The sequence below is a fragment of the Nonomuraea sp. NPDC003560 genome (assembly GCF_042878785.1).
Lineage (GTDB): Bacteria > Actinomycetota > Actinomycetes > Streptosporangiales > Streptosporangiaceae > Nonomuraea.
Genome location: NZ_JBIAOF010000006.1, coordinates 248,759 through 264,381, shown reverse-complemented (window position 1 = coordinate 264,381; position 15,623 = coordinate 248,759). Strand labels below are relative to the sequence as shown.

Below are 15,623 nucleotides of genomic sequence, written 5' to 3'. Positions count from 1 at the left end.
GTGCCGAAGGACGCTGGCAGGTGAGACCGCCCGCGAGGGGCGGGCCCCTGCGCTGGGGCGCCGAGATCGTGCTCGGGCTCTGCCGCTCGGCCGTCCTGGTCCTGCTGACCTGCCTGATGCCGGTCGTCGGCGTCGTCGTCGGCCACTTCGGCGCCGAGCTGGCCTACTCCTGGTCGGCGAACCTGACCGCGCCCCCGTTCGTCGTGGCCCTGGCGCTGCTGGGCGAGACGCTGGTGGTGATCCTGTGGATCGCCGTCGCCCTCTGGGTCGTGCACCCGCTGACCAGCCGCACCTTCAGCCAGGCCGCCCGCCGGCTCGCCGCGCGCTGGCTCGGCCTGCGCATCGAGGTCGCCTACCGCACCCCCTCGCCGGTCACCCGCATGGCCACCGGCCACTGGTGGGACGGCGAGGAGTACCACAAGTCCGAACGGGAGGCCCGCCGCCGCGCCCGGATGAACGCCCGCTTCCACGACCCCCAGTTGCACTGGGACGGGCTGTGGTGCGTGCTCGCCGGGCTGACCGTGCTGCCGGTCGCCGCCCTGCCGCTGGTCGGCCTGGCCGGCGGCGGCTACCTGACGCTCGTCCCGGACTTCCGCGGCCTCGGCCTGGCACTGATCGTCGCCGGACTGGCCGCCGCGCCGTTCGCCTGGCGCGTCCTCGGCCCCCTGGCCGGCCGCTTCCTCGGCCCGATCCCGGACTCGCGGCTCGGCCGGCGGGTGGCGGAGCTGGAGGCCGTCCGCGCCGACCTGACCCAGACCCAGGCCGCCGAGCTCGAACGCATCGAGCGCGGCCTGCACGACGGGGCCCAGGCGCGGCTGGTCGGCATGGGCATGTCGATGCAGGCCGCGGAACATCTCCTGGAGACCGACCCCGCCGCCGCCCGCGCCATCCTGGCCGACGCCCGCGCCTCGTCGATCGCGGCGCTGGCCGAGCTGCGCTCGCTGGTGCGCGGCATCAACCCGCCGGTGCTCACCGAGCGCGGCCTGGTCGACGCCGTCCGGGCCCTGGCGCTGGACGCGCCCGTCGAGGTCGCCGTACGCAGTTCCGTGCCCGCGCGGCCCGAGCGTCCGGTCGAGTCCGCGGTCTACTTCGCCGTCGCCGAGCTGCTGGCGAACGTGGCCAAACACGCCCGCGCCACCCGGGCGACCGTCGAGCTCGGCTACCAGCCGCAGGCGCGGACCCTCACCGCGACCGTCACCGACGACGGCGCCGGCGGGGCGAGCGCGTCCGCCGGCTCCGGGCTGGACGGCGTCAGACGCCGGATGGCCGCTTTCGGCGGCCGTCTGGACATCGACAGCCCTCTCGGGGGTCCCACCCGCGTCTCAGTGGCGGTGCCGTGCGAATTGTCATAGCCGAGGATCTCTTCCTGCTCCGCGACGGGCTCGTCCGTCTCGTCCAGGCGTACGGGCACACCGTCGTCGCGGCCGTCGACTCCGGCCCCGCGGCGCTCGAAGCGCTGGTCGGCCACCGTCCCGACGTGGCCGTCGTGGACGTGCGGCTGCCGCCGACCTTCTCCGACGAGGGGCTCCAGGCCGCGCTCGCCGCCCGCCGCGAGGTGCCGGGCCTGCCCGTGCTGATCCTCTCCCAGCACGTGGAGCAGCTCTACGCCCGCGAACTGCTGGCCGACGGCCAGGGCGGCGTCGGCTACCAGCTCAAGGACCGCGTACTCGACGCCGGCCAGTTCATGGACGCGCTCGCCCGCGTCGCCGACGGCGGCACGGCGCTTGACCCGACGGTGGTCGCCAAGCTGCTCGGCCGCCCCGCCCACGCCGACCCCCTCGCCACCCTCACCGAACGCGAACGCTCGGTGCTCGAACTGATGGCCGAGGGCCTGTCGAACGCGGCGATCGCGGCCCGGTTGTTCCTCAGCGAAGGCGCCATCAGCAAGTACACGACCACGATCTTCGCCAAGCTCGGCCTCGCCGCCGACGACGACACCAACCGCCGGGTGCGCGCCGTCCTCACCTACCTGGGCGCCACCGCCCCCTAGCGCTCGACGGCGCGCTCCTGGTGCTCGACGGCGCGCTTCTAGTGCTCGACGGCGCGCTCCGCCCGGGACGGCAGCAGCAGCGCGGTCACCACCACCGCCACCGACAGGACCGCGCCCACCACGAACGCCAGCCGCATGCCGCCGAGGGTCGCCAGCGCCTGCGTGAGGCCCTCGGCCCGCAGGGTGTCGGCCCGCGCGCTCATCACGGTGACCACCAGCGCGGTGCCGATCGCCGCGGCGACCTGCTGGAGCGTGCTCAGGATCGAGCTGCCGTGCGGGTACAGGTGCGGCGGGACCGCCCCGAGCCCGAGCGTGAAGACCGGGGTGAAGGTCGCGGCCAGGCTCACCATGAGCAGCGCGTGCAGGCCCAGCAGCTGCCAGTACGGCATCGTCATCGTGACCTGGGTGAACCCGGCCAGCGCGAGCATGATCCCGATCGCGCCGGGGATGACCAGCACCCGGCCGCCGTGGTTGTCGAACACGCGGCCGACGGCCGGGCCGAGCAGGCCCATCGCCAGCCCGCCCGGCATCACCAGGAGCCCGGTCTCCAGCGGGCTGAGCGCCCGGACGTTCTGCAGGTAGAGAGGCAGCAGGATCATCGACCCGAGCATCGCCATGAAGGCCACCGACATCAGCACCAGCGCCACCGTGTACGTGCGGTGGCGCAACGTGCGCAGGTCCATCAGCGGCGCCCCGCGCCTCTGCAGCACGAGCTGGCGCACCACGAAGACGGCGATGGTGACCAGCCCGGCCGCCGTGATCGCGGCGGCGACGCGCACGTCACCGCCCTCGAACCGGCTGAGCCCGTAGACCAGCCCGCCGAACCCGGCCGCCGCCGTCACCACGCTGAACCAGTCGATCGTGCTGACCTCGGGCTCGCCGGTGTTCCTGAGCTGCCGCAGGCCGCTCCACGTGATCAGCCCGGCGATCGGCAGCACCACCGCGAACAGCAGCCGCCACGACCCGAAGTGCAGGATCACCCCGGAGATCGCCGGACCCATGGCCGGGGCGACGGAGATCGCCAGCGTCACGTTGCCCATCACCCGCCCCCGGTCCTTCTCCGGCACGACCTGCATCAGCGTGGTCATCAGCAGCGGCATCATCACGGCCGTGCCGGACGCCTGGACGATCCGGGCCCCCAGCAGCACCCCGAACACCGGCGCGACCGCGGCCAGCGCCGTGCCCAGCAGGAACAGCCCCATGGCGGTGGTGTATGCCGTGCGGGTGGTGACCCGCTGCAGGAACCAGCCGGTGATCGGGATGACCCCGGCCATGGTCAGCATGAAGGCCGTGGAGAGCCACTGGGCGGTCTGCTCGGTGATGTGCATGGCGTCCATCAGCCGGGGGATCGCGTTGATCATGATCGTCTCGTTGAGCACGACCACGAACGTCGCCAGCACCAGCAACCGGATCACGGCGGGCGTACGGCCCGACCCGGCGGACACGCCCTTGGCAGATGATTCGAGTTGTGGGCTGGACACGGTACCTCTATCGGTCTCGGGCCCGACCTCGTCACGGCCGGCCTGGCGGTCATGGGTTTCGTCAGCAGTCCTCGTCACCCCCATACTGACCACCCCCACCGACGAAACTCATCGCCGCCCCCGGGAACCGCCCCCTCCTCATCCGCTCCCCAGGCCCTCACCGCCCCACGACGTGGCTTGAACGTGCTCACGGTGGCGCAGCGCAGCATCGTCATGGAGAAGGGAGTCTGCGGGCTCGGGGTCCCCGGCTGATTCACGTACTGCCCCGGAAAGCAGAATGTGGAGGCCCGGTCAACCGGTGCCTCCACATGTGTGCGGTGTGTCCGAGGGGGGACTTGAACCCCCATGCCCATCACTGGGCACTAGCACCTCAAGCTAGCGCGTCTGCCTATTCCGCCACCCGGACTTGGTGCCTGCACGCGGGACGTCATCTCGCGTCGGCTCCGTAAGGTTAGCAAACTCTGGGGGGTGAGTCATACCAAGTATCGGCACAGGGGGGCGGCGCCGACTCTCCGGCGGCCCGCCGGCGGCCCCGCCGGACCGTCCTGATGACCCTCCCAGGTGTCTTCCGTGAAGCGCACCAGCGTGTCCTTGGCCTTTTTCGGGGTCTCTGCTGAAAAGCCCTTGCGGCAACTTTGGGTGCTGCTACGGTTACGGATCGTTGAGGGGTGAGTCCACGGACCGGCCTCACGACGTGAGGCCGGTTCCGGAAGCTGGGAGGTCACGTGGCACGCACGAAGGTCGGGCAGTCGAGGGCGTCGTCCCTCGCTGTGCGCCGCGTGCCCACGACGCTCCCGGAGCAGGACACGACCGCCGAGCGGGCCGACCGGATGGCGCGGTTCGCGGCCGGTGCCCGCAGGGTTGTCGTGCGGGCAGTCACGATGGGCGCCCTCGTGGCGGCCGGATGGCTGCTCGCCGTCGTGTTCGGAGCCATGTCCGCCGCTCCGGCGGCCGCGGATGCCACCGCGGCCACCACAGGAGCCGCCGACGCGGCCCCCGCTCCCCTTTCGGTCCCCGGCTACCCCTCGGCGTCGGACAACGCCGAGGCGATGGCCGGCCGCACCGTGGACGGTCTCAACAGCCAGCAGGATCCTGGTCTGCCACCACCATCCTCCGCCGGAAAGATCTTGGACACCGATGGACTGGTGCCCAACGGTGGTGGCAGCGGCCCGTTCGGGCCCGGTATGGGGGATGTCGCGAGGTCCGGTGTCGACCCGCGGCTGCAGTACCAGTCCGCCGTCATGGCGCGTGTGCTGCCCCCCGTCGTCCGCACAGCGGCGGACGACCCTTCCTTCTCACCTGACTGATCCCGCCATCTCCACACGCCCCGGACGTCCCGTCCGGAGAGCGACGGCGGAGCGTGGTCAGATCCCCTCCGCCGGCGGGTGAGACGTCAGTCAACCTGTTCGCGAATCCGAGGTCACCGTTGTGTGCGACCTCGCACGGCCTCGGCTGCCCGCGAACCGTTTCAGGTATCCCCCCAAGAACCACTAGGAGCATTCACCATGCGTACGTGGGCTAGAGCATCTACTCCTGCGGCCCTTCTGGCGGTCGCGGTCATGTCGTTCGGCAGCGGTGCGGCCTTCGCCGACACCTCGGGCAACTCCTCGGTCGGCGGCGGCAACCAGGTCAACCTGCCGATCAACCTGCCCATCGACATCAGCGGCAACGCCGTCGGCGCGGCCGGCCAGTCGTCCGCCGGGTCCCACGGCGGCGCCTCGGTCGAGAACGCCGGCCCGAGCGACATCCCCAACCGCACCTCCGGAAACTCCAGCGTGCTGGGCGGCAACCAGGTCAACGCCCCGATCACCGCGCCGCTGAACGCCTGCGGCAACGCGGTCTCCCTGTTCGGCAAGTCGGACGCGGGCTGCCGGGGCGGCGCGACCGTCCACAACAAGGGCAAGGGCGGCGCCGGGGGCAACCAGACCTCGGGCGACTCCAGCCTCATCGGCGGGAACCAGCTCACGGCGCCGATCACGGCTCCGATCAACGCCTGCGGCAACGCGCTGGCCATCTTCGGCGACGCGACCGCGGGCTGCAAGGGCGGCGCCTCCGTGCACAACAGCGGCGTCGGCAACGCGGGCGGCAACCGTACGTCCGGGCGCTCGTCCGCGCTGGGCGGCAACCAGGTGATCGCGCCGGTCAACGGGCCGATCAACATCTGCGGGAACGCGGTGGCGGTGTTCGGGCGGGCGTTCGCGGGCTGCCAGGGCGGCGCCAGCGTCACCAACTCGGGCGGCGGCGGCTGGCTGCACCACATGGCCGCGCCGGGCTCCACGGGCAACGACACCGACGGGCGTTATGGCGCCGGCAGCGGCAACCAGGTGATCGCCCCCGTCAACCTGCCCATCACGGCCTGCGGCAACGCCGTCGGCAACGCGGTGGCCAACTGCCGGGGCGGCGCGACGGTGCTGAACACCCGCGCCGGTTCCGGGGCGGGCGGCAACACGACCTCCGGGCGTTCGGGCGTGCTGAGCGGCAACCAGGTGATCGCGCCGATCACGGCTCCGCTCAACGTCTGCGGCAACGCGGTGGCCGCCTTCGGCAAGGCGTTCGCCGGGTGCCGGGGCGTCGTCTCGGTCAAGAACGGCGGCCGGGGCGCCGGCGGCAACCACACCTCCGGCCAGTCGGGCGTCGGGGCGGGCAACCAGGTGATCGCGCCGATCACGGCGCCGCTCAACGTCTGCGGCAACGCGGCCGCGGTGCTCGGCGCCTCCAGCGCCCACTGCAAGGGCGGCGCGGCCGTCTGGCCGCACAACGGTGTGGGCGGCGGCGGCAACTCGACCTCCGGGCGTTCGGGCGTGCTGAGCGGCAACCAGGTGATCGCGCCGATCACGGCCCCGGTCAACGTCTGCGGCAACGCCGTGGCCGTGCTGGGCGACGCCGCGGCGGGCTGCCTGGGCGGCGCGCACGTCGGCAAGCCCGGCAACCCGGGCGGCTACGGCCAGTTCCTGCGGTCCACCGGCCACCAGGCCGCGGCCAAGAGCGGGCTGCTGCCCGCGGTGCCCGCCGTCCCGGCGCTCAACGGTGTCAACGGCACCGGCGCCGTGCCCGGTCTGCCCGACGTCGGCGGCCTGCCGAAGGCGGGCGGCCTGCCGGTTCCCGGCAACGTGACGCAGCAGCTCCAGAGCTCGGGCCTGCCGCTCCCCGGCAACGTGACGCAGCAGCTGGAGGGCTCGGGCCTGCCGGTCGGCGGCGGCCTGTCCTCGCTGCCGCTCGTGGACGACGCGTCCAAGACCCTGGGCCTGCCGGCCCTGCCCGAGTTGCCCGGCCTTCCCGGCCAGGCGCAGGCTCCGGCGCGGGCCAGGCCCGGCGAGGCGGACATGCCGGCCAAGTCCTGGGAGAAGCGGGTGCCCGTCCGGCCCGGCAAGCGTCACATGGCTGACAGGACCGACCACGTGCGCAGGGCGCCGGCCCGTCCCTCTTCGCCGCTCTCCCCGGCCACCGACCTGCTCTCCTCCACCCCGGTCGGCGGCGCCGTGACCTCGGCCACCGGCGGCCTGCCGGTCGGCAACCTGGGCCTCATGAGCGCCGCCCAGCCCGCCGGTCTCACCGGGATGAACTCCAGCTCGCTGCTCGCGCTGCTGCTCGGCTCGATGTTCGCCGCGTCGGCCACGCTGTTCGCGACCGCCCGTCGGTTCCGGTTCGGCCGTAAGTAGATATACGGCATAGGTCGGTAACCACAGATACCGCTACCGCTCCACCGCCTGGGAGCGGTAGGCGATAGATGCTTTGCCCGTTCCGGGGGCGCGGCCCGGAGCGGGCAAAGCCATGTCCAGGCTCAGAGCGTGCTGCGGACACGGATGACCTTGCGTCGCAGCCGTACGTGCCGGCTCCCGTCGGGGTGCACCCGCACCCGCGCGAGCTCCCACTGGCCGTACTCTGCGTGTTCGGTCAGCAGTTGACGTGCGGCTTCGCGAGTGAGGTCGCGCGGAATGAAGATATCCATGTAGGAGTAGTCGAGCACAACGATTAGTCTCCAGGGTGAGTCAGGGCGCCATGCCGCTCGATGGGGCTTATTCTGCGTGCTTGTGGGTGGACCCGGAAGCTAGTGGGTAGCCCGGGGGAAGGAAATTTCCGCGAGTCGGGTTACCTTTCAGATCTATGCCGACTCCCGGCAGGGGGATTGCAAGCGAACAGTGAGGTAGGAAGCAGCGTGCCAGCCAAGAACGGCAGCTCCGGCGGAACACGCCTGGTGATCGTCGAGTCGCCCGCCAAGGCGAAGACGATCGAGAAATACCTCGGCGCCGGCTACACGGTCGAGTCCAGCATCGGCCACATCCGTGACCTGCCGGAGCGGGCCGACGACATCCCCGAGGCCTTCAAGAAGGAGTCCTGGGCGCGCCTCGGCGTGAACGTCGAGCACGAGTTCGAGCCGCTGTACGTCGTCAACCCCGACAAAAAGGCGCAGGTCAGCAAGCTGCGGCAGCTGTTGAAGGGTGCTGACGAACTCTACCTGGCCACTGACGAGGACCGGGAGGGCGAGGCGATCGCCTGGCACCTGCGCGAGGTGCTCAAGCCGACCGTGCCCGTCCACCGCATGGTGTTCCACGAGATCACGCCGCAGGCGATCCGCGACGCCGTCGCGAACCCGCGCGACCTCAACCTCCGCCTGGTCGACGCCCAGGAGACCCGCCGCATCCTCGACCGGCTCTACGGTTACGAGGTCAGCCCGGTCCTGTGGAAGAAGGTCAAGCCGCGGCTGTCGGCCGGCCGGGTGCAGTCGGTGGCGACGCGGCTGGTGGTGGAGCGCGAGCGGGAGCGCATGGCGTTCACCTCCGCCCACTACTGGGACCTGCAGGCGCTGTTCGACTCGGGCAAGCCCGAGGAGCGGCCGCGTGACTTCACCGCGACGCTGACCTCGGTGGGCGGCAAGAGGGTGGCCCAGGGGCGCGACTTCGCCAGCACCGGGCAGCTCAAGACGGCCGACGTGCTGCACCTGTCCGAGGCCGCCGCCGGTGAGCTGGCCGGCCGGCTCCAGGGCACGTCGTTCTCGGTCAAGTCCGTCGAGCGCAAGCCGTACACGCGCAAGCCGTACGCGCCGTTCCGGACGACCACATTGCAGCAGGAGGCCAGCCGGAAGCTGGGCTTCTCCGCCAAGTACACGATGCAGGTCGCCCAGCGGCTGTACGAGCAGGGTTTCATCACCTACATGCGTACCGACAGCATCACGCTGTCGGAGACCGCGATCGCCGCCGCCCGCTCGCAGGCCATCAAGCTCTACGGCGCCGCGTACGTGCCCGACAAGCCGCGCGTCTACACCAGCAAGGTCAAGAGCGCGCAGGAGGCCCACGAGGCGATCCGGCCCTCCGGCGAGGAGTTCCGCACGCCGGGCGAGACCGGGCTGTCCGGCGACATGTTCCGCCTCTACGAGCTGATCTGGCAGCGCACCGTCTCCTCGCAGATGAAGGACGCGGTCGGCGAGTCGATCAGCGTCAAGGTCGGCGGTCGTTCGGCTTCCGGCGAAGACGTCGAGTTCAGCGCCTCGGGCCGGACGATCACCTTCTACGGGTTCCTCAAGGCGTACGTCGAGGGGGCCGACGACCCCTCGACCGACCGCGACGACTCCGAGAAGCGGCTGCCCAACCTGGCCGAGGGCGACGCGCTGACCGTGTCGCGGCTCGACGTGGCCGCCCACTCCACCAAGCCGCCCGCCCGTTACACCGAGGCCTCGCTGGTCAAGGAGATGGAAGACCGCGAGATCGGGCGGCCCTCGACGTACGCGTCGATCATCGGCACGATCCTCGACCGCGGCTACGTGTTCAAGAAGGGCACCGCGCTGGTGCCGTCCTTCCTGGCCTTCGCCGTGGTCAACCTGCTTGAGCAGCATTTCGGCAACCTGGTCGACTACGACTTCACGGCCGAGATGGAGAAGGTGCTCGACGACATCGCCAACGACCGCGCCGAGCGGGTGCCCGAGCTGCAGCGTTTCTACTACGGCGCGGGCGACGGTGACGAGGGCCTGAAGGAGATGGTCACCGACCTCGGTGACATCGACGCCAAGGAGATCAGCTCGTTCCCGATCAAGGGGACGGACATCGTCCTGCGGGTCGGGCGTTACGGGCCGTACCTGGACAGAGACGGCGCGCGGGTCAACGTGCCCGAGGACACCACGCCCGACGAGCTGACGGCGGAGAAGGCCGAGGAGCTGTTCTCGCGGCCGACCGGCGACCGCGAGCTGGGGCGCGACCCCGTGAGCGGCCACATGATCGTGGCCAAGGACGGCCGTTACGGGCCGTACGTGACGGAGATCCTGCCCGAGCCGGCCGAGGACGAGACGCCGAAGAAGCGGACGAAGAAGGCAGACGCCCCCAAGCCGCGCACCAGCTCCCTGTTCAAGACGATGTCGCTCGACACGATCACCCTCGACGACGCGCTCAAGCTGCTGGCCATCCCCCGGGTGGTGGGCGAGCTCGACGGCGAGGAGGTCGTGGCGCACAACGGGAAGTTCGGGCCGTACATCAAGAAGGGCACCGACTCCCGCTCGCTCTCCTCGGAAGAGGACCTGCTGACGGTCACGATCGAGCAGGCCAAGGAGCTGTTCGCGCAGCCCAAGCAGCGCGGGCGGCGGGCCGCGGCGGCGGCGCCGCTGCGGGAGCTGGGTGACGATCCGGCGTCGAAGAAGCCGGTCGTGGTCAAGGAGGGGCGTTTCGGTCCCTACGTGACCGACGGCGAGACGAACGCGTCGCTGCGCAAGGGCGACACGGTCGAGGACATCACCATCGAACGGGCCGCCGAGCTGCTGGCCGAGCGCCGCGATCGGGCGCCCGCGCCGAAGAAGACCACGCGGAAGGCCCCGGCGAAGAAGACGACCGCGAAGAAGCCGGCGGCCAAATCGTAAGTAGCATCGACGTGTGATCGTGCTGGTCTTCGTCGCTCTCGTCGTGGCGGCGCACCTTTATCTGTGGCATCGGATGGTGCGCTCCGCGACCCGCCCCGGGCGCGCCCGCAAGGCGCTGACCTGGGGCCTGGTCGGGCTCGTCCTGCTCGTGGTGGCCGCGTTCGCGGGCACGCGGATGGAGCTGGGCAACTGGCTGGCCTGGCCGGGCTACCTGTGGGTGGCGCTGATGTTCTACCTCGTGGTGTTCCTGCTGGTGCTGGAGGTGCCGCGGGCCGTCGCTTCGATGATCATCCGCAGGGGCGAGCGCGGGTCGGTGGCGGTCAAGGAGCCGGTTCCGGTGGCGGCGATGGCGTCCGCCGCCGCGCCGTCCGGGCCCGCCACTGAGCCCGTTCCCCCTACCGCGCCGCCCATGAGCAGGCGGCTCTTCCTGGGGCGCACCACCGCGGTGGTGGCCGGGGTCGGCGCGCTCGGCACGGTCGGTTACGGCATGACCAGCGCTCTGGGCGACCCGGTGCTGGAGCCGGTGCGGGTCCGGCTGCCCAAGCTCGACCCGAGGCTGAACGGCCTGCGCTTCGCCGTGGTGAGCGACATCCACCTGGGCCCGCTCACGGGCGTCGGCCACACCGAGCGCATCGTCAGGATGATCAACGGCCTGCGTCCCGACGTGGTGGCCATCGTCGGCGACCTGGTGGACGGGTCCGTGGCGCAGTTGGGCGCCCTCGCCAAGCCCCTCAAAAGCCTTGAGTCCCGCTACGGGGCATATTTCGTGACCGGTAACCACGAGTACTACACCCAGAACGGCCCCCAGGAATGGATCGAGGAACTCGACCAGCTCGGCGTTCGCTCGTTGCGTAACGAGCGTGTGGAGATCAGCCACCAGGGCGCCGTGCTCGACCTGGCCGGGGTGAACGACCTCAACGGCGAGGCCGTCGGCGACGGGCCCGACTTCGCCAAGGCGCTCGGCGGACGGACGCCCGGGCGCTCCACCGTGCTGCTCGCGCACCAGCCCGTACAGGTGGACCAGGCGGCCGGCTTCGGCGTCGACCTGCAGCTGTCGGGGCACACGCACGGCGGCCAGATCGCGCCGTTCAACCTGGTGGTGGGCCTGCAGCAGCCCGTCGTGTCGGGGCTGGCCACGGTCGACGGCGTGCAGGTGTACGTCACCAGGGGCGCGGGGTTCTGGGGGCCGCCGGTACGGGTCGGCGCGCCGCCGGAGATCACTATGCTGGAGCTGCGCTCCTGACTTTGCGCGACGCGGTCGCCACGTGGTGTCATCTTGGCGTAGTATCCGACCGGATACTCGCAGGAGGTGAGCATGGTGTCCTCCCCGGCGGAAGGGGCGTTGCGTCAAGCGGCTTCGCTCGCGCCCGACGTCGCCTTCTGGGCCAGGCGCGGCGGGCTGCTGTTCAGGCAGGCGCGCCACGCGGCGAGCATGAACCAGAAGGCGCTGGCCAGCAGGAGCGGCACCTCGCGCACCACGCTGTCGGCCTACGAGCACGGCAGGAAGTCGCCGACGCTGGAGACCGCCGGGCGCATCCTCGACGCGGCCGGGTTCCGGCTGGCCCTTGAGCCCAAGGTCGAGTTCGCCGTGCAGTCGGCGGGCGGGCGCAGCTTCCACGTCCCGAGCCGGCTGCGGCGGCTGCCGGTGGCCGCGGCGCTGGGCGTCCTGCGGTTCGGCGGCCGGGTCTACGACCTGGCCGACCGCGACCAGCGCCGGGCGGCCTACTCGGCGCTGCTGAGCGAGGGCGGCCCCGCCGACCTGCTCGACCATGTCGACGGCGCGCTGCTGGTCGAGCTCTGGGGCGAGCTGGCCCTGCCGGCCGCCGTCCGCGCCGCCTGGATGCCTCTGGTGGAGCAGATCAGGCAAGAGGCCGGAGTAATGAATTGACGACGTTTTCGAGGGCCTATTCCATGCGGGTAACCTGCACGCCGACCCGCGAACGTAATACCCTCAGCCACGGACAAGCGGGTAATTCCGCGTTGTCTCCCGCCTTCCCATGTCCGGCCGACACCTGGATACGCTGAAATCATGACTGCCCCTAGGCGCGCTGCACATGTGCTGGCCCATGCGCCGTTCCGCCGTCTCTGGACGGCCATGTCGGTGTGCAGTCTGGGCGACTGGCTCAACATCCTGGCCCTGACCGCCCTCGCCGGAAACCTCAACCAGGGCGACTACCGCATGCAGTCGCTGGCCGTGGGCGGCGTGTTCATCGCCAAGATGTTGCCGGCGGTGCTGCTCGGGCCGCTGGCCGGGGTGTTCGCCGACCGGTTCGACCGGCGGCTGACCATGTTCACCGCAGACCTGGCCAGGTTCGCGGTCGTGTTGTCGATCCCGGTCATCGGCACCTACCAGTGGGTGATCGTCGCGACCGTCCTGGTCGAGTGCGTCAACCTGTTCTGGGTCCCGGCCAAGGACGCCACGGTGCCCAACCTGGTGCCCAAGGACCAGCTCGAATCCGCCAACCGGCTCAACCTGCTGGTCACCTACGGCAGCGCGCCGATCGCGGCCCTGCTGTTCGCCGCGCTGTCCCTGGCCGGCGACATGGGGCGCAGCGTCCTGCCGCTGCTCAACGGCATGGACCCGACCGCTCCGGCGCTGATCGTCAACTCCCTGGCCTACCTGGTGTCGGCCTTCCTGATCTTCACGTTGCGCGGCATCCCCAAGCGCGACGGCGCGATCTCGACGCCCTCGGTGCTCAAGCAGGTCGTCGAGGGCTGGCGCTTCGTGGGCGGCAACCGGCTCGTGCGCGGCCTGATCATCGGCATGCTCGGCGCGTTCGCCGCGGGCGGGGCCGTGGTCGGCGTGGCGAAGATCTACGTGGTGGCCCTCGGCGGCGGCGACGCGGCCTACGGCGTCGTGTTCGGCGCGGTCTTCGTCGGCATGGCGCTGGGCATGTTCGTCGGCCTCAGGCTGCTGCGCGGGCTGTCGCGGCGGCGGCTGTTCGGCCTGGCCATCACCGTGGCCGGGGTGGTGCTCGTGGCCATCGCGCTGATCCACAACCTGCCGATCGTCGTCATGCTGACCGTGCTGCTCGGGGCGTGCGCGGGCATCGCGTGGATCATCGGCTACACCCTGATCGGGCTGGAGGTCGAAGACGCGCTGCGCGGGCGCACGTTCTCGTTCCTGCAGTCCACGGCGCGGGTCACCCTGCTGCTCGTGGTGGCGGTGGCCAACCCGCTGGCGGCGCTCTTCGGCGCCCACGAGTTCGGCCTCGGCGCCATCGCCTACCGCTTCGACGGCACCAATCTGGTGCTGGTCATCGGCGGCGGGCTCGCGATGGCCGTCGGGATCCTGGCGCTGCGCCACATGGACGACAGGCAGGGCGTCTCGCTGTCGGCCGACCTTCTCGCGGCGGTGCGCGGCGAGCGCTACCCCGCCGAGCCGGCCGAGCACGTGCCGGGGCTGTTCATGGCGTTCGAGGGCGGCGAGGGCTCGGGCAAGACCACCCAGTCGCGGCTGATCGCCATCTGGCTGCGCGACCAGGGCTACGACGTGGTCCAGACGCGGGAGCCCGGCTCCACCAAGATCGGCATGCGGTTGCGGGCCATCCTGCTCGACGCGGCCGAGCGAGGTCTGTCGGCCCGTTCGGAGGCCCTGCTCTACGCGGCCGACCGGGCCGAGCACGTCGAGAAGGTGATCCGCCCGGCGCTCTACCGGGGCTCGCTGGTGATCAGCGACCGCTACGTCGACTCGTCCCTGGCCTACCAGGGCGCCGGCCGGGCGCTCGACCCCGAAGACGTGTCCAAGATCAACGCGTGGGCGACGGGCGGCCTCGTGCCGCATCTGACCGTGCTCATCGACACGCCGCCCGAGGTGGGGCTCACCCGGCTGGGCGGGGCGGCCGATCGCATCGAGTCCGAGCCGCTGGAGTTCCACCAGCGGGTGCGCAAGGAGTTCCGCGCGCTGGCCGCCGCCGATCCCGGCCGCTACCTCGTGGTCGACGGCACGATGCCGCCCGAGGTGCTGACCCGCCAGATCCAGGACCGCATCCGCGAGATCCTGCCCGATCCGGTGCCCCGGGAGTCCGAAGACGCCACGGGCACGATGCCCGCCATCCGCGACTAGCCTTACGCCGTGACAGTTTTCGATGACCTCGTCGGGCAGAACCAGGCGATCTCCGTGCTGTCGCGGGCCGCTGCGGCGGCCGGCGAGGCCGTCAAGGGCGGTCGCGGCGCCGGCATGACGCATGCCTGGCTGTTCACCGGCCCGCCCGGCTCGGGCCGGGAGGAGGCCGCGCGCGCCTTCGCCGCCGCGCTGCTGTGCCCCGACGCCGGTTGCGGCCACTGCGACCAGTGCCACCAGGTGCTCATCGGCTCTCACCCCGACCTGGAGTCCGTACGTCCTGAGGGCCTGTCCTACAGCGTCAAGCAGACCCGCGAGCTCATCCTGCGGGCTGCCGGCGCGCCCACCCAGGGCCGCTGGCGGGTCATCCTGTTCGAAGACGCCGACCGCGCCACGGAGTCGGCGGCCAACGCCCTGCTCAAGGCCATCGAGGAGCCGCCGCCGCGCACGGTCTGGCTGCTGTGCGCGCCCGCCCCCGACGACCTCATGATCACCATCAGGTCGCGCTGCCGCCAGGTCACGCTGACCACGCCGTCCACCGAGGCCGTCGCGCACGTGCTGGCCACCCGCGACAGCGTGCCGTGGGAGACCGCCGCGTTCGCCGCGCGGGCCGCGCAGGGGCACATCAGCAGGGCACGGTCACTGGCCCTCGACGAGGGCGCCCGCCACCGGCGGGAGGCCGTGCTCGGCATCCCACGCACGCTGACCGGGGTGGGCGAGTGCGTGTCCGCCGCCGAACGCCTGGTCAAGACGGCTGAGGAAGAGGCCGCGGCGGCCACGGCAGCGCTCAACGAGAACGAGACGGCCGAGCTGCGCAAGATCTACGGCGAGGGCTCCACGGGCAAGGGGCTCAACCGGGGGCTGGTGCGCGGCGGGGCGGGCGCACTCAAGGAGCTGGAGGACCGGCAGAAGTCCCGGGCCACCCGCATCAAACGGGATTCGCTCGACGCCGCGCTGCTGGAGCTGGTGTCGTACTACCGCGACGTGCTGGCCATGCAGTTCGGGGCGGGGGTGGAGCTGGCCAACGACGACATCCGGTTCGATCTCGACCAGCTCGCCAGGTCGTCCACGCCGGAGGAGACGCTGCGGCGGATCGACGCGATCATGCGGTGCCGGGAGCGGCTGGGGGCCAACGTCAATCCGCAGATGGCGGTGGAGGCGATGATGTTGTCGCTGCGCGGGGCGGCCTGAGCTGATCCCGGCCACTGCTTGTGGTGGCTGCGCGGGCTGCTTGAGGGCTCGCCTGGG

At 71.4% G+C, this 15,623-nt stretch carries 11 protein-coding genes and 1 tRNA gene; 9 read left to right on the top strand and 3 right to left on the bottom strand.

What is annotated here, in order from left to right; genetic code table 11:
• Positions 1-20: 20 nt before the first annotated feature.
• Positions 21-1,352, top strand: a complete 1,332-nt coding sequence (locus ACFYUV_RS24825) for a sensor histidine kinase (RefSeq protein ID WP_387671615.1) — start codon at positions 21-23, stop codon at positions 1,350-1,352.
• Complete coding sequence (locus ACFYUV_RS24820) at positions 1,337-1,990, top strand: LuxR C-terminal-related transcriptional regulator (protein ID WP_387671614.1); 654 nt, start codon at positions 1,337-1,339, stop codon at positions 1,988-1,990. The genes ACFYUV_RS24825 and ACFYUV_RS24820 overlap by 16 nt, the downstream gene beginning before the upstream one ends.
• A 38-nt stretch (positions 1,991-2,028) precedes the next feature.
• On the opposite strand, the gene ACFYUV_RS24815 is transcribed toward ACFYUV_RS24820, so the two are convergent.
• Together ACFYUV_RS24815 and ACFYUV_RS24810 are read right to left on the bottom strand one after the other, a co-directional pair.
• Positions 2,029-3,471 (bottom strand): MDR family MFS transporter, encoded by a 1,443-nt coding sequence (locus ACFYUV_RS24815; RefSeq protein ID WP_387671612.1) that lies wholly within the window; start codon positions 3,469-3,471, stop codon positions 2,029-2,031.
• A 320-nt stretch (positions 3,472-3,791) separates the two neighbouring features.
• A tRNA-Leu gene (locus ACFYUV_RS24810) sits at positions 3,792-3,877 on the bottom strand.
• 319 nt (positions 3,878-4,196) lie between these two features.
• Here ACFYUV_RS24810 and ACFYUV_RS24805 point away from each other — a divergent pair.
• A complete protein-coding gene (locus ACFYUV_RS24805; RefSeq protein WP_387671610.1) occupies positions 4,197-4,778 on the top strand; it encodes a hypothetical protein in 582 nt (193 codons plus the stop codon).
• Between the two features lie 198 nt (positions 4,779-4,976).
• Positions 4,977-7,130, top strand: a complete 2,154-nt coding sequence (locus ACFYUV_RS24800; protein ID WP_387671608.1) for a chaplin family protein — start codon at positions 4,977-4,979, stop codon at positions 7,128-7,130.
• Between the two features lie 122 nt (positions 7,131-7,252).
• Here ACFYUV_RS24800 and ACFYUV_RS24795 read toward each other — a convergent pair whose 3' ends face one another.
• The gene (locus ACFYUV_RS24795; RefSeq protein ID WP_379478577.1) at positions 7,253-7,420 is read right to left on the bottom strand and encodes a DUF5703 family protein; all 168 of its coding nucleotides are present in this window, start codon (positions 7,418-7,420) and stop codon (positions 7,253-7,255) included.
• 207 nt (positions 7,421-7,627) lie between these two features.
• Here ACFYUV_RS24795 and topA point away from each other — a divergent pair, with 207 nt between their 5' ends.
• The 5 genes from topA to ACFYUV_RS24770 all read left to right on the top strand — a co-directional run bounded on the left by topA (position 7,628) and on the right by ACFYUV_RS24770 (position 15,566).
• The gene (topA, locus tag ACFYUV_RS24790) at positions 7,628-10,312 is read left to right on the top strand and encodes a type I DNA topoisomerase (RefSeq protein ID WP_387671607.1); all 2,685 of its coding nucleotides are present in this window, start codon (positions 7,628-7,630) and stop codon (positions 10,310-10,312) included.
• A gap of 13 nt (positions 10,313-10,325) precedes the next feature.
• Positions 10,326-11,555 carry a metallophosphoesterase gene (locus tag ACFYUV_RS24785; protein ID WP_387671605.1) on the top strand — a complete coding sequence of 410 codons (1,230 nt, stop codon included), beginning with the start codon at positions 10,326-10,328 and terminating at the stop codon, positions 11,553-11,555.
• A 72-nt stretch (positions 11,556-11,627) separates the two neighbouring features.
• Positions 11,628-12,200, top strand: coding sequence for a helix-turn-helix transcriptional regulator (locus ACFYUV_RS24780; RefSeq protein ID WP_387671603.1), 573 nt, complete (start codon positions 11,628-11,630; stop codon positions 12,198-12,200).
• Positions 12,201-12,341: 141 nt separating this feature from the next.
• Positions 12,342-14,378: a dTMP kinase gene (gene tmk / locus ACFYUV_RS24775; RefSeq protein WP_358291489.1), complete on the top strand. Its 2,037-nt coding sequence runs from the start codon at positions 12,342-12,344 to the stop codon at positions 14,376-14,378.
• 9 nt (positions 14,379-14,387) lie between these two features.
• Positions 14,388-15,566 carry a DNA polymerase III subunit delta' gene (locus ACFYUV_RS24770; RefSeq protein WP_387671600.1) on the top strand — a complete coding sequence of 393 codons (1,179 nt, stop codon included), beginning with the start codon at positions 14,388-14,390 and terminating at the stop codon, positions 15,564-15,566.
• Positions 15,567-15,623: the final 57 nt, after the last annotated feature.